Below are 11935 nucleotides of genomic sequence, written 5' to 3'. Positions count from 1 at the left end.
GGGGTGGTGCCCGAGCCCGGGGGGGGTTTCCTTCACTCCTTTCTGGGGGGTGAAGCCCGCGCCCGCAGGGCGCCCGCCGCCGCAGGCGGCACAGACGGCCCGCAGCCGAAAGATCCGCCGGACGGGCGATCAGTGGCCCGTCACGCCGCCGTTGTCGCGGCGGTCGAGCGCGCGCTGGAGCGCGGCGGCGGCGTTGGCGCGGTCGGTCTTGCGGGCGGTGGTGTCGGACGTGCGGGTGCCGCGGGCGCTGCGGCGGGTCCTGCGGACGACGGTCTCGGCCATGAAGTCACGTCTCCTCTGAATGGAAGCCCGAGAAGTGCGGATGAGAGCCGGAAAGAGTGCGGGGGCCCGCGTACGGCAGGGGTCACCTGCGCTCACGCACCGGGCCGCAACCGCCTTCGCTCGATGGAGCGGGCCGTTCGGCTGCTTCCACGCTAGGTCAGCGGGGCCGCGCTGTCTGCACATTTAGTCGGCCTTCCTACTATCTGAGACGGGCGCGGGTCCACCCGCCCGCTCGGCCCGGAAACGGGTCGGCGACAGTAGGGCCCATGAACGGCCAGTACGTACGCGAACCCTGGGCCCCGGCCCGTCTCCTGCCCGACGAGGCGCGATGAGCGCGCTGCTGGAGGCCGAGGAGGCATTCGGCCGCGCCCTGCCCGTCGTCGCGGTCGCGATGGCCGTCGCCGGCCTGGCCGTCGCGGTTCTCCCCGCGCGCGTCACCGCCCGTCGTGAACTGCGCCGCGCCTGGGGCACCTCGGTCGTGGCGGCGCTGTTGTTCCTCGCCGCGCTGTACCCGGTGGACTCGCCGGGGCCGCTGCTGCTGCCGGCTGTGCTGGGGCTGATCGCGGTGGCCGAGTACGCGGCTCTCATGCGCCTCGGCCGGGGCGAGCGGGTGGTGCTGGGCGTCGCGGCCGTGCTGCTGCCGCCGGTGGCGTATGTGGCCCACGCGCTGCCGGAAGACGTGCGTTTCGGTCTGCGGTTCCCGGTGCTCGTGCTGATCGTGTGCGTGTTGGCGGCGGTGCTGTCCGGGGACCCGGCGAGGGCCGGTGAGCGGGCGGCGCGCACGGTCTTCGGGCTGTTGTGGATCCCGTTGGCGCTGAGCGGGCTCGTGGTACTGGAGGGCACGGCGATCGCCGTGGTCGTGGCGGTCGCCTTCGGTGACGTGGCCGCCTGGTGCGGCGGGGTCCTGGCGACCCGGCTGGGCGGCGGCCTCGCCCGGCCGCTGTCCCGGCTCTCCCCCGACCGGACGTGGGCGCACGCGCTCACCGGGGGCATGGGGGTGGCCGCCGGCCTGGGCGCGGTCGGCGGGTTCACGGTCACGCTGTGGGCCGCGGTGCTGTGCGGCTGTGTCGTGGGCGGCCTGCTCGGATCCGCGATCACCCGTGAGGCCGGCGTGCGGGGCACGGGCACCTGGCTGCCGGGCTTCGGCGGCCTCCTCGACCCGCTCGGCTCGCTGCTGCTCGCGCTGCCACTGGCGATGCTGGTGACGCTGTGACGGCTGCCGCCGTGACAGGGGCGTGACAAAACCGCCATACGAGCACGACCCGACGGCGCCTAAGGTGATCGCCGCGGCAGCAGCCGCGATCTTGATTCACCGTTCCACCCCTCGCTCCACCCACCGGAGGACATGCCCGTGCGTCGAATATCCCTCGCGCTCACCACCGTCGCGCTGCTCGGCACCGCCGCCCTGGCCGCCCCGGCCCAGGCGGCCACCGCGGCGCCGCAGCGCGCGGCGGCCGCCAAGCCGTGCAACGCGGACAACGCGGTCATCTACACCGACGGCACCCGGCTGCGCACCAAGGCGAGCGCGTCGAGCGGCGTCAAGGGCCAGCTCTACTTCAAGGACCCGATCCGGATCCTCAGCAAGTCGGGCAAGTGGGACTACGTCCAGCTGAAGGCCAAGAGCAGGGGCGGGCTGCCCAAGGGCACCCGTGGCTATGTGGCCCACGCCAACATCATCCCGCCGTACTGCGGCGGCCTGTAGTACCACCGCCGCCCCCTCCGCGGCACCCCTCCAGGGCCGGTCCGGCGGCCGGCCCTGGAGGACCCCGAAAAAGCGACGCCCCCGCCCGGCTGGGGAGCCGGACGGGGGCGGAACTCATGAAGGGCTGATCAGCCCATGTGCGGGTAGCCGTACTCGGTCGGCGGAACCAGCGTCTCCTTGATGGAGCGGGTCGAGGTCCAGCGCATCAGGTTGGACGCGGCGCCGGCCTTGTCGTTGGTGCCGGACGCGCGGCCGCCACCGAAGGGCTGCTGGCCGACGACGGCACCGGTCGACTTGTCGTTGATGTAGAAGTTGCCCGCGGCGAAGCGGAGCTTCTCCATCGCGTCGGCCGCCGCGTAGCGGTCCTGAGCGATGATCGAGCCGGTCAGGGCGTACGCCGAGACGGACTCCATCTGGGCCAGCATCGCGTCGAAGTCGGCGTCCTCGTAGACGTGGACGGCGAGGATCGGGCCGAAGTACTCGGTCGTGAAGACCTCGTTCTCCGGGTCCGTGCACTCGATGACCGTCGGGCGGACGAAGTAGCCGACCGAGTCGTCGTACGTGCCGCCCGCGATGATCGTGCAGGTCGGGTCGGACTTGGCACGGTCGATCGCGGCCTTGTTCTTGGCGAACGAGCGGTCGTCGATGACGGCGCCGATGAAGTGCGACAGGTCGGTGACGTCACCCATGGTGATGCCGTCGACCTCGGCCGCGAACTGCTCCTTGAAGCCGTTCTCCCAGAGGGAGCGCGGGATGTAGGCGCGGGAGGAGGCCGAGCACTTCTGGCCCTGGAACTCGAAGGAACCACGGGTCAGCGCGGTCTTCAGGATCGCCGGGTCGGCGCTCGGGTGGGCGACGACGAAGTCCTTGCCGCCGGTCTCGCCGACCAGACGCGGGTAGGACTTGTACTTCTCGATGTTGTTGCCGACCGTCTTCCACAGGTACTGGAAGGTCTTGGTCGAGCCGGTGAAGTGGATGCCGGCCAGCTCGGGGTGGTTCAGGGCCACCTCGGAGACGGCGATGCCGTCACCGGTCACCAGGTTGATGACGCCCTTGGGCAGGCCCGCCTCCTCCAGGAGCTGCATCAGCAGCACGGCGGAGTGGGTCTGGGTCGGGGACGGCTTCCATACGACCACGTTGCCCATCAGGGCCGGGGCGGTCGGCAGGTTGCCCGCGATGGCGGTGAAGTTGAAGGGCGTGATCGCGTAGACGAAGCCCTCGAGCGGACGGTGGTCGCTGCGGTTCCACACACCGGCGGAGTTGGCGACCGGCTGCTCGGCGAGGATCTGGCGCGCGAAGTGCACGTTGAAGCGCCAGAAGTCGACGAGCTCACAGGGGGTGTCGATCTCCGCCTGCTGGGCGGTCTTCGACTGGCCGAGCATGGTGGAGGCGGCCAGCGTCTCGCGCCAGGGGCCGGCCAGCAGCTCGGCGGCGCGCAGGATGATCGCCGCGCGGTCGTCGAAGGACATCGCGCGCCACGCCGGGGCGGCGGCCAGGGCGGCGTCGACCGCGTCCTGGGCGTCCTGGGTGGTGGCGTTGTTGAAGGTGCCGATGACGGCCGCGTGGTTGTGCGGCTGCACGACCTGGAACGGCTCGCCGCCGCCCATCCGCTTCTCACCGTTGATGGTCATCGGGAGGTCGATGGGGTTGCCGGCCAGCTCCTTGAGCTTGGCCTCGAGGCGGGCACGCTCCGGGGAACCGGGGGCGTAGCTGTGCACCGGCTCGTTGACCGGCGCGGGGACCTGGGTGACGGCGTCCATGAGTTCCGTGTCTCCTTCGGGGCTCTTGCGGGGGTTCGGGGGTCAGCCCGTGGTGAGGATGGAACGGGCGAAGAACAGCAGGTTCGCGGGCTTCTCGGCGAGGCGGCGCATGAAGTAGCCGTACCAGTCGGTGCCGTACGCGGTGTACACCCGCATCCGGTGGCCCTCGGCGGCCAGCCGGACGTGCTCGTCGCTGCGGATGCCGTACAGCATCTGGAATTCGTACTCATCCAGTTTGCGCCCCGCCTGCCGGGCCAGCTCCTGCGTGATGGCGATCAGACGCGGGTCGTGCGACCCGATCATCGGATAGCCCTCGCCCTGCATGAGTATCTTGACGATGCGGACGAAAGCCTTGTCGATCTCGGCCTTGTCCAGGTACGCGACGGAGGCGGGCTCCTTGTACGCACCCTTCACGATACGCACCCGGCTGCCGGCCGCGGCGAGCCGGCGGGCGTCGTCCTCGGTGCGGAAGAGGTAGGCCTGGATCACACAGCCGGTCTGCGGGAAGTCCTTCCGCAGCTCCTCGTGGATGGCGAACATCGAGTCGAGGGTGGTGTGGTCCTCGGCGTCCAGGGTGACCGTGGTGCCGATCGCGGCGGCGGCCTCGACGACCGGGCGCACGTTGGCGAGCGCCAGCTCGTGGCCGCCCTCCAGCGCCTGGCCGAACATGGAGAGCTTGACCGACATCTCGGCCTTGGTGCCGAGGCCGAGCGCCTTGAGGCGGTCGACCAGCTCCAGGTAGGCGTCACGGGCGGCGTGCGACTGCTCGACCGTGGTGATGTCCTCGCCCACGACGTCCAGGGTGACCTCGAGGCCCTTGGCCGAGGCGTCCTGCACGATCGGGATGACCTGGTCGACGGTCTCGCCGGCGATGAACCGGTCGACGACCTGCTTGGTGCCCGGGGCAGCCGACACGAAACGGCGCATCTTGTCGCTGCGCGAAGCGGCGAGAATCACGGGAGCCAGCACGGGCACCTCCACAATGACGGCCGCTCCCACCTGGGGAGTCGGCATAAGTAACTCAACGTGAAACTAAGAGTTCATGCCACCGCGCGACCATCGACAGCTGTCACGCATCCGTGGCCGGGATCTCAGACAGATGTATGACAATGGGGGCACGGGCATGGGGAATACCCGAGGAAAGGAGCGGAGCGCGGCATGCGGGGCGACTATCAGCAGCTCGTGGACGACATCTCGGCGGCGCTCGGCGCGCCCGCGACGCTCGAGGACCGCGACTTCGGGCTGATCGCGTTCGGCGCCCACGGCGGTGACGACGATCTCGACCTGATGATGGACCCGGTCCGCACCCGCTCGATCCTCCAGCGCCGGTCGACGGCGGCGGTCCGGGCATGGTTCGAGGCGTTCGGCATCGCGCGGGCGCTGTCGCCGCTGCGGATCCCGCCGGACCCGGCGGCGGGGGTCTTCAAGGGGCGCATCTGTCTGCCCGTGCGCCACCGCGGGGTGGTCCACGGCTATGTCTGGCTGCTGGACGACGAGCAGCTGGCGGGGCTCGATCTCGCCCTGCCGTACGCGGACCCCCGGCTCGCGCACGCCATGGAGACCGCCGACCGCATCGGCGCGCTGCTGGCCGCGGAGGCCCGGTCCGGGGCCGAGCTGGGCGAACTGCTGCGGGAGCTGCTGACGGCCCGCCCCGCCGGGCGGGACGCGGCGCGCGGCGCGCTGCGGGAGGCGCTCGGAGCGGCGGCGGACGGCCCGCTGGCGCTCGTCGCGGTGGCCCCCTGGCACCCGGTGGGCGAACCCGGTTCCACCGGGGCCGAGCCGGACCGGTCGGCGGTGCCGCCGGACACGGGCCCCGGCTCGATGCTCGCGGCGCAGTCGGGCGTGGCCGCGCTCTGCGCCGTCCCGGACGCGACTCCGGGCGGCTCGGCGGCGCTCGCCGCACTGGTCCGGCTGCGCGCCCTCACCACGCCCGCCCCGGCCCGCACCGCTGCGGAGCGGCTGCTGCGCTCCCCGCGTGCGGCCGGTCCGGCCTCGGCCGCCACGGCGGGGATCGGCACCCCTCGCCGGGGCCTGGCCGAGCTGCCCACCGCCTGGTCGGAGGCGCTGGCCGCGGCCCGCGCGGCGGGAGCCGCAGCCGGCTCGGGGCGACGGCTGGGACCGGTGGCGGAGTGGGAGACGCTCGGCGCGTACCGGGCGCTGACGGCGCTGCCGGCCGACCGCGCGGCGGATCCGGCCGTGCTGCGCCTGCTGGAGCCCGCGAACACCGAGCTGGCCCGGACCGCGGAGACCTTCCTGGACTCCGCGGGCCAGGCGGGCCGGGCGGCCGCCGCCCTCGGCATCCACCGCCAGACGCTCTACTACCGGCTCGCGCGCGTGGAGCAGCTCACCGGCCTCGACCTGGACGAGGGCGAGGACCGGCTGCTGCTGCACATGTCGCTCAAGGCGTCCCGGCTGTAATCATCCCGGGGACGACTTCAGGCTTCCTTGGCCGTGATGGCCTGGACGGGGCAGGCCCGTGCCGCCTCCCGTACGAGCGGGTCGCCGGCGCCGTCCTCACGGCCCGGCAGGACGGCGCCGAATCCGTCGTCGTCCTGGGTGAAGACACCGGGCGCGGTGAGGGCGCACTGGCCGCTGCCGATACAGGTGTCCGCATCGATGCTGATCTTCATGTGACGGGCTCCGTTCTCTCCATGGGCCGCTGGTCGGCCGCTCTCGTCACCACGCGACCGGCAGGGTGAACAGTCCCTGCAGCGTCGTGGCGGGCTTGATGAGCAGCTCGTCACGGGCAACGGTGATCCGCAGGCTCGGGATGCGGGTCAAAAGGGTGGTGAGGGCGATTTCCAGCTCGGCGCGGGCCAGGTTCTGGCCCAGGCACTGGTGGATGCCGAAGCCGAACGCGACGTGGTGCCGGGCCGAGCGGCGCACGTCGAGCACCCCGGGCCGGTCGTAGACCTCCGCGTCACGGTTGATCAGCGAGGCCGAGAGGACGACCCCGTCCCCCGCCCGGATGGTCCGGCCGTCGATCTCGATGTCCGAGGTGGCGACCCGCATCATGACGTCGGCGATCGACAGATAGCGCAGCAGTTCCTCGACGGCCCCCGGCATCAGTGCCGGATCGGCGCGCAACGCGGCGAGCTGGTCCGGGTGTTCGTGGAGGGTGTACATCCCGAGGGTGATCATGTTGGCCGTGGTCTCGTGCCCGGCGATGAGCGTGACCATGGCCGTCATGACCAGCTCGCGGCGGTTCAGCTGCCCTTCCGCGAGCCGGTCGGCGATGAGTTCGTCGAGCAGCCCGTCGCCCGGTGCCGCCTCCTTGCGGGCGATGAGCCCGTCGAGGTAGTTCTCGAACTCCAGCCGTTTCTCGCGCGCTTCGGCGCTCGTCTCGGAGAGCAGCAGGGCCCGCGACAGGGACTCGAAGAGTTCGTGCTCCTCATAGGGGACGCCGAGCAGTGAACAAATGACCATGGACGGCAGGGGCAGGGCGTACGCGGAGACGAGCTCCGCCTCCGTGCCGTCGGCGAGCATCGCGTCGATGAGCTCGTCCGCGATCCGCTGGATCTGCGGGCGCATGGCGGCGATCCGCTTGAGCCCGAAGCTGGGGATCAGCATGCGCCGTTGCCGGGCGTGTCCGGGGTCGTCGTAGCCGATGAGCGGAAGGGGGGTCTCGCCTTGCCCCTCGGCCCGGGGGGCGAAGACCGGAAAGGCCGGATTCTGCCGGTCCGAGGAGAGCCTCTGGTCGGTGAGCAGGGCTCGCCCCTCGGCGTGCCCGGTCACCAGCCACACCTCACGGCCGTCGTACAACGTCACGCGTGAGAGGGGGCCGTCCGCGACGAGGGCTTCATGGCCGGCGGGGGGCTGGTAGGGGCAGGTGCGTTCATGGGGGAAAACGGGTGCGGTGGCGCTCTTCTCCGCGCGGCTGTCGGCTTCGGTGGTGCCGTCGTCGACAACGACGTCGCTGCTGGTGCGGCTCCGGGTCACGGTCAACCTCCCAGTTCGGGACTGACGTCCTCCCCCTTCCCTACCCATGGCGGGGCATCAGGTTGCCGGACTGCGTACGGTTCGGGCCATATTTCCGTTCAACAGCCAACAAGTCCCCCGCGCACCCGCACCCGTCAGGCGTCCGGCAGGGGCTCGCTGCTCAGGGCCGCGCCGGTCAGGACCCTGCGCATGCCCTCCACCAGCTCACGCCCCGTCGGCACGGCCTCCGGGTTCATGAGCCACTGCACCCACATGCCGATGAAGAGCGCGTGGACGAAGGCCCCCGCGGTCCGCGTGGCCTCGGCGGGCACATCGACGTCGTCGACGCCCTCGAAGATCGCCAGCATGCCCTCCCGACCGCTGGGCAGGACCTCGGCGAAGCGCTTCTTCAGATCGGGGTTGCGGTCCAACTGGCCGATGACCTCCATCTGGACCAGCCAGAACTGCCGGTCCCGCTCGAACTCCCCGAACATCGCGTCCACGGTCTGCGCGAGCTGCCGCTCCGGGCCCGACTCCCGGTCGCGTCCCGCCGCGAGCCTGCGCGTGGCACCGTCACCCCACTCCTCGACCAGTTGGAAGAACGCCGTCGTCATCAGCGCGTCCTTCGAGCCGTAGTGATAGCCGATGGAGGCGAGGTTGGCGCCGGAGGCGGCCACGATGTCGCGCGCGGTGGTGCGCACCCAGCCCTTGTCGAGCAGGCAGCGCTTCGCGCCTTCGAGCAGATCTTCACGATGTCCCATGCCGGAACCCTAGCGCCGCCCCATACGCCCGTACCAGACGAGCGTCTTATACAAGCGTCATAGACAAGCGTTTAATACATCCGTATATTCGTGGCCATGACGAACCCCAGCGCACGCGCCGGGCGGAAGGAATGGACGGCTTTCGTCGTCCTCCTACTGCCCCTCCTTCTGGTCTCGATGGACGCCTCCGTCCTGTTCTTCGCGGTCCCCTCCATCAGCGAGTCGCTCGACGCCTCCGCCACCCAGCAGCTGTGGATATTCGATGTCTACGCCTTCGCCCTCGCCGGGCTGCTGATCACGATGGGGTCGCTCGGTGACCGGATCGGCCGGCGCAAGCTGCTGATGTTCGGCGCGGCGGCCTTCGGGGCGGCCTCGGTGGCGGCGGCGTACGCGCAGAGCGCGGAGATGCTGATCGCGGCGCGTGCCGTGCTCGGGATCGGCGGTGCGACGCTCATGCCGAGCACGATGGCGCTGGTGCGGAACCTGTTTCACGACGACACCCAGCGCACCAAGGCCATCGGCATCTGGTCCGGCGCCATGGCGGGCGGGATCGCGCTGGGGTCCGTGCTCGGCGGGGTGATGCTGGAGCACTTCTGGTGGGGCTCGGTCTTTCTGATCAACGTCCCCGCGATGGTGCTGCTCCTGGTGCTCGTGCCGTTCCTGGTGCCGGAGTACAAGGACCCGAAGCCGGGCCGGTTCGACCTGCTGAGCGTGCCGCTGTCGATGGCCGCCGTGCTCCCGGTGACCTACGGGCTCAAGGAGATCGCCGCCGAGGGGTTCAGCGCGGCGATGGCCCTGTGCGTCGCCGCGGGCCTGGTCATGGGCTGGATCTTCGTACGCCGCCAGCGCACCCTGCGGTCCGCGATGATCAGCCGGGAGCTGTTCCGCCACCGCGCCTTCGGGGCGGGCATCGCGCTCAACACCGTCGCGGCGTTCGGCATGATGGGCTCGGTCTACTTCACCACCCAGTATCTGCAGTCCGTGCTCGGCAAGGGCCCGATGGAGGCCGCGCTGTGGAGCGTCGTCCCGTCCCTCGCCGTCGGTATCGCCGCCCCCCTCTCGACGGCGATCGCGCAGAAGGTCGACAAGGCGTACGTCATCGCCGCCGGATTCGTCGTCGCCGCCCTGGGCTACGCCGTCCTGACCCGGGCCGGCACCGACTCGCTGTGGACCACGTTGATCGGCGCCGGCGTCATCGGCTGCGGCATCGTGACGGTCATGGCCCTGGTCTCCGACATGGCCCTGTCCACCGCCCCGCCGGAGAAGGCCGGTTCGGCGGCCTCGCTGCTGGAGACGGGGCAGGAGTTCGGCGGTGCGCTCGGCATGGCGGTCTTCGGCAGCGTCGGCGTCGCCGTCTACCGCCGTGACGTGACCGACTCCCTGCCCGCGGACCTGCCGCACGGGGCACTGGAAGCGGCCCGCGAGACGCTCGGCGGGGCGGTGGGCGCGGCGGCCGGGCTGCCGGGCCGGGCGGGCGAAACCGTGCTGGCCGTCGCCCGCGACGCCTTCACCCACGGTATGAACCTCGCCGCCCTCGGCGGAGCCGCCGTGCTGGCCCTCGCCGCCGTCGGTGCGGTGGCCGCGTTGCGCGGTGTGACGACGACGCCGGAACGACCCGTCGCGGAGACCGCCCCCGAGGCGGTCCTGGCCCGCCACTGAGCCGCTCGCCCGGCCGGCGGTTCTTCGGCCGCGAGCCGTCCCGGCCGCCTGCGGCGGCGGGCGCCCTGCGGGCGCGTCCTCAAACGCCGGACAGGCTGGATGTGGCTGAGCTCAGCCACCAAGCCCGTCCGGCGTTTGAGGACACAGCACAGCAGCCCGTCCGGCGTTTGAGGACGGCCGTCAGTCGATCAAATTCACGGCGCGGGCGGACGCGGCGCCGATCTCCTCGGCGATCTCCGCGAGCACGGGTGCCGGGATCGACTCGTCGACCGTAAGGGCGACCAGCGCCTCGCCGCCCTCCGTGGCGCGGGAGACCTGCATGCCGGCGATGTTGATGCCCGCCCCGCCCAGGATGCGGCCGACCGTGCCGACGACGCCGGGGCGATCGCCGTAGCGGAGGAAGGCCATATGGTCGGCGAGGCCGAGGTCCACGTCGTGCTCGCCCACGGCGACGATCTTCTGGAGGTGCTTCGGGCCCGCCAGCGTGCCGGAGATGGACACCTCGCCGCCGCCCGAGAGCGTGCCGCGCACGGTGACCACATTGCGGTGGTCGGGCGACTCGGAGCTGGTGGTCAGCCGGACCTCGACGCCGCGCTCCTGCGCGAACAGCGGGGCATTGACGTAGCTCACCGTCTCGTCGACGACGTCCTCGAACACACCCTTGAGCGCGCTCAGTTCGAGCACCTTCACATCGTGCTGGGTGATCTCGCCGTAGACCTCGACATCGAGCCGGACCGCGACCTCGCCCGCGAGGGCGGTGAAGATCCGGCCGAGCTTCTCGGCCAGCGGCAGCGCGGGCTTGACGTCCTCGGCGATGACGCCGCCCTGGACGTTGACCGCGTCCGGCACGAGCTCGCCCGCGAGCGCGAGCCGCACGGACCGCGCGACCGCGATGCCCGCCTTCTCCTGCGCCTCGCCCGTGGAGGCGCCGAGGTGCGGGGTGGCGACCACGTTGTCGAACTCGAAGAGCGGGGAGTCGGTGCACGGCTCGGTGGTGTAGACGTCCAGGCCCGCGGCGGCTACCCGGCCCTCCTTCAGGGCCGTCGCCAGCGCGGCCTCGTCCACGATCCCGCCGCGAGCGGCGTTGACGATGCGGACCGAGGGCTTGACCTTGTGCAGCGCGTCGTCACCGATCAGCCCGAGGGTCTCGGGGGTCTTCGGCAGGTGCACGGTGATGAAGTCCGCGACCTCCAGCAGCTCGTCGAGGGTGAGGAGCTTGACCCCCATCTGCGCGGCGCGCGCGGGCTGGACGTACGGGTCGTAGGCGACGACCTTCATGCCGAACGCGGACATGCGCTGGGCGACGAGGACACCGATCCGGCCGAGGCCGACGACGCCGAGGACCTTCTCGGACAGCTCGACGCCCGTGTACTTCGAGCGCTTCCACTCGCCGTTCTTGAGCGCGGTGTTGGCCTGCGGGATGTTGCGGGCGGTCGCGATGAGCAGACCGCAGGCCAGCTCGGCGGCGGTGACGATGTTGGACGTCGGGGCGTTGACGACCATCACGCCGGCCTTGGTGGCGGCGGAGACGTCGACGTTGTCCAGGCCGACTCCGGCGCGGGCCACGACGCGCAGCTTCTTCGCGGCCGCGATGGCCTCGGCGTCGATCTTGGTGGCGGAGCGTACGAGGATGGCGTCCACGTCGGCGACGGCGGGCAGCAGCTCGGCGCGGTCCGCGCCGTTGCAGTGCCGGATCTCGAAGTCCGGGCCGAGGGCGTCGACAGTGGCGGGCGACAGCTCTTCGGCGATGAGTACGACGGGTTTACGGGACGAAGCAGTGCTCACGTGGTCCTCACTAGTCCTTTGCGGGACGGCCGTCCCTACGGCCGAAGGCGGTGAAGGGGGCAGCCGCG

The 11935-nt window shown here is 71.3% G+C and carries 11 protein-coding genes; 4 read left to right on the top strand and 7 right to left on the bottom strand.

Annotation, left to right across the window (positions count from 1 at the left end; genetic code table 11):
* Positions 1–129 precede the first annotated feature (129 nt).
* A complete protein-coding gene (locus ACZ53N_RS06655; RefSeq protein WP_469139855.1) occupies positions 130–282 on the bottom strand; it encodes a hypothetical protein in 153 nt (50 codons plus the stop codon).
* 328 nt (positions 283–610) lie between these two features.
* Between ACZ53N_RS06655 and ACZ53N_RS06650 the strand changes: the two genes are divergently transcribed.
* Positions 611–1495 carry a phosphatidate cytidylyltransferase gene (locus tag ACZ53N_RS06650; RefSeq protein WP_469139854.1) on the top strand — a complete coding sequence of 295 codons (885 nt, stop codon included), beginning with the start codon at positions 611–613 and terminating at the stop codon, positions 1493–1495.
* Between the two features lie 138 nt (positions 1496–1633).
* Entirely contained in the window at positions 1634–1984 is a 351-nt protein-coding gene (locus ACZ53N_RS06645; protein ID WP_469139853.1) for an SH3 domain-containing protein, read from the top strand.
* Between the two features lie 128 nt (positions 1985–2112).
* On the opposite strand, the gene pruA is transcribed toward ACZ53N_RS06645, so the two are convergent.
* Positions 2113–3744 carry an L-glutamate gamma-semialdehyde dehydrogenase gene (gene pruA / locus ACZ53N_RS06640; protein WP_469139852.1) on the bottom strand — a complete coding sequence of 544 codons (1632 nt, stop codon included), beginning with the start codon at positions 3742–3744 and terminating at the stop codon, positions 2113–2115.
* Positions 3745–3786: 42 nt separating this feature from the next.
* Positions 3787–4713 carry a proline dehydrogenase family protein gene (locus tag ACZ53N_RS06635; protein WP_469139979.1) on the bottom strand — a complete coding sequence of 309 codons (927 nt, stop codon included), beginning with the start codon at positions 4711–4713 and terminating at the stop codon, positions 3787–3789.
* A 189-nt stretch (positions 4714–4902) separates the two neighbouring features.
* Between ACZ53N_RS06635 and ACZ53N_RS06630 the strand changes: the two genes are divergently transcribed.
* Complete coding sequence (locus ACZ53N_RS06630; protein ID WP_469139851.1) at positions 4903–6162, top strand: PucR family transcriptional regulator; 1260 nt, start codon at positions 4903–4905, stop codon at positions 6160–6162.
* A 17-nt stretch (positions 6163–6179) separates the two neighbouring features.
* Here the strand turns inward: ACZ53N_RS06630 and ACZ53N_RS06625 are convergent, their stop codons facing one another.
* The 3 genes from ACZ53N_RS06625 to ACZ53N_RS06615 form a co-directional block, all read right to left on the bottom strand.
* On the bottom strand, positions 6180–6374 hold the full coding sequence (locus ACZ53N_RS06625; protein ID WP_469139850.1) for a ferredoxin: 195 nt from the start codon (positions 6372–6374) through the stop codon (positions 6180–6182).
* A 46-nt stretch (positions 6375–6420) separates the two neighbouring features.
* Positions 6421–7683, bottom strand: coding sequence for a cytochrome P450 (locus ACZ53N_RS06620; protein ID WP_469139849.1), 1263 nt, complete (start codon positions 7681–7683; stop codon positions 6421–6423).
* A 134-nt stretch (positions 7684–7817) separates the two neighbouring features.
* The gene (locus ACZ53N_RS06615) at positions 7818–8423 is read right to left on the bottom strand and encodes a TetR/AcrR family transcriptional regulator (RefSeq protein ID WP_469139848.1); all 606 of its coding nucleotides are present in this window, start codon (positions 8421–8423) and stop codon (positions 7818–7820) included.
* Positions 8424–8519: 96 nt separating this feature from the next.
* On the opposite strand from ACZ53N_RS06615, the gene ACZ53N_RS06610 reads away from it, so the two are divergent.
* Positions 8520–10082, top strand: coding sequence for an MFS transporter (locus ACZ53N_RS06610; protein ID WP_469139847.1), 1563 nt, complete (start codon positions 8520–8522; stop codon positions 10080–10082).
* 180 nt (positions 10083–10262) lie between these two features.
* Here the strand turns inward: ACZ53N_RS06610 and serA are convergent, their stop codons facing one another.
* Positions 10263–11867 (bottom strand): phosphoglycerate dehydrogenase, encoded by a 1605-nt coding sequence (serA, locus tag ACZ53N_RS06605; protein WP_469139846.1) that lies wholly within the window; start codon positions 11865–11867, stop codon positions 10263–10265.
* Between the last annotated feature and the right edge of the window lie 68 nt (positions 11868–11935).

It is taken from the genome of Streptomyces sp. NPDC033229 (assembly GCF_055576875.1).
This window is presented reverse-complemented; position numbering and strand designations above follow the sequence as displayed.

What these genes read in the sequence shown, in the direction of transcription:
- ACZ53N_RS06615 (WP_469139848.1), bottom strand. Translation starts at nt 8,423, where the DNA reads ATGGGACATCGTGAAGATCTGCTCGAAGGCGCGAAGCGCTGCCTGCTC.
- ACZ53N_RS06610 (WP_469139847.1), top strand. Translation starts at nt 8,520, where the DNA reads ATGACGAACCCCAGCGCACGCGCCGGGCGGAAGGAATGGACGGCTTTC.
- pruA (WP_469139852.1), bottom strand. Translation starts at nt 3,744, where the DNA reads ATGGACGCCGTCACCCAGGTCCCCGCGCCGGTCAACGAGCCGGTGCAC.
- ACZ53N_RS06655 (WP_469139855.1), bottom strand. Translation starts at nt 282, where the DNA reads ATGGCCGAGACCGTCGTCCGCAGGACCCGCCGCAGCGCCCGCGGCACC.
- ACZ53N_RS06650 (WP_469139854.1), top strand. Translation starts at nt 611, where the DNA reads ATGAGCGCGCTGCTGGAGGCCGAGGAGGCATTCGGCCGCGCCCTGCCC.
- ACZ53N_RS06625 (WP_469139850.1), bottom strand. Translation starts at nt 6,374, where the DNA reads ATGAAGATCAGCATCGATGCGGACACCTGTATCGGCAGCGGCCAGTGC.
- ACZ53N_RS06630 (WP_469139851.1), top strand. Translation starts at nt 4,903, where the DNA reads ATGCGGGGCGACTATCAGCAGCTCGTGGACGACATCTCGGCGGCGCTC.